This is a genomic window from Streptomyces sp. NPDC088097, assembly GCF_044741845.1.
In the GTDB taxonomy this organism is placed as follows: domain Bacteria; phylum Actinomycetota; class Actinomycetes; order Streptomycetales; family Streptomycetaceae; genus Streptomyces.
This window is the reverse complement of record NZ_JBIUTJ010000036.1, coordinates 1-1212: the sequence shown is the minus strand read 5'-3', so window position 1 is coordinate 1212 and position 1212 is coordinate 1. Positions and strand designations below refer to the sequence as shown.

Genomic DNA, 1212 nt, shown 5'->3' with positions numbered 1-1212 from the left:
GGCCTCGGGTGTGATCCCGCAGATCTCGGTGATGCTCGGCCCGTGCGCGGGTGGCGCGGCCTACTCGCCGGCCCTGACGGACTTCGTGTTCATGGTCCGTGAGACCTCGCAGATGTTCATCACCGGGCCGGACGTGGTCCGCGCGGTGACCGGCGAGGAGATCACCCAAAACGGCCTCGGCGGCGCGGACGTCCACGCCGAGACCTCGGGCGTCGCGCACTTCGCGTACGACGACGAGGAGACCTGCATCTCCGAGGTCCGCTACCTCATCACGATGCTGCCCTCCAACAACCGTGAGAACCCGCCGGTCCACGAGACCTCCGACCCGGCCGACCGTCGCTCCGACGTCCTCCTGGACCTGGTCCCGGCCGACGGCAACCGCCCCTACGACATGCTCAAGGTCATCGAGGAACTCGTCGACGAGGGCGACGTCCTGGAGATCCACGAGCGGTGGGCCCGCAACATCATCTGCGCGCTCGCGCGGCTGGACGGTCAGGTCGTCGGCATCGTCGCCAACCAGCCCGGCCACCTCGCCGGTGTCCTGGACATCCACGCCTCCGAGAAGGCGGCGCGCTTCGTCCAGCTGTGCGACGCCTTCAACATCCCGATCGTCACCCTCCTGGACGTCCCCGGCTTCCTGCCGGGCGTCGATCAGGAACACGGCGGCATCATCCGCCACGGCGCCAAGCTGCTGTACGCGTACTGCAACGCCACCGTCCCGCGGATCTCGCTGATCCTGCGCAAGGCGTACGGCGGCGCCTACATCGTCATGGACTCCCAGTCCATCGGCGCCGACCTCACCTACGCCTGGCCGACCAACGAGATCGCCGTCATGGGCGCCGAGGGCGCGGCCAACGTCATCTTCCGCAAGCAGATCGCGGACGCCGAGGACCCCGAGGCCATGCGGGCCCGGATGGTCAAGGAATACAAGTCCGAGCTGATGCACCCCTACTACGCGGCCGAACGCGGCCTCGTGGACGACGTCATCGACCCGGCCGAGACGCGCGGCACCCTCATCGCCGCCCTCTCGATGCTCCGCACCAAGCACGCCGATCTGCCGTCCCGCAAGCACGGCAACCCGCCCCAGTAGACGTCGAAGGAGAAACGCCACCGATGAGCAACGCCAACGGCACCCTGCTGAAGGTCGAGAAGGGCCACGCCGAGCCCGAGGAACTGGCCGCGATCACCGCGATCCTCCTCGCCCGCGCCGCC

Annotated in this window: 2 protein-coding genes; both read left to right on the top strand. The window is 68.7% G+C overall.

The window, feature by feature from the left end; translation table 11 throughout:
- A partial coding sequence (locus ACIOD1_RS35060; RefSeq protein WP_401907210.1) for an acyl-CoA carboxylase subunit beta occupies positions 1–1090 on the top strand: 1090 nt, incomplete at its 5' end.
- Between the two features lie 23 nt (positions 1091–1113).
- The coding region (locus ACIOD1_RS35055; RefSeq protein WP_401907212.1) for an acyl-CoA carboxylase subunit epsilon at positions 1114–1212 on the top strand (99 nt) is incomplete at its 3' end.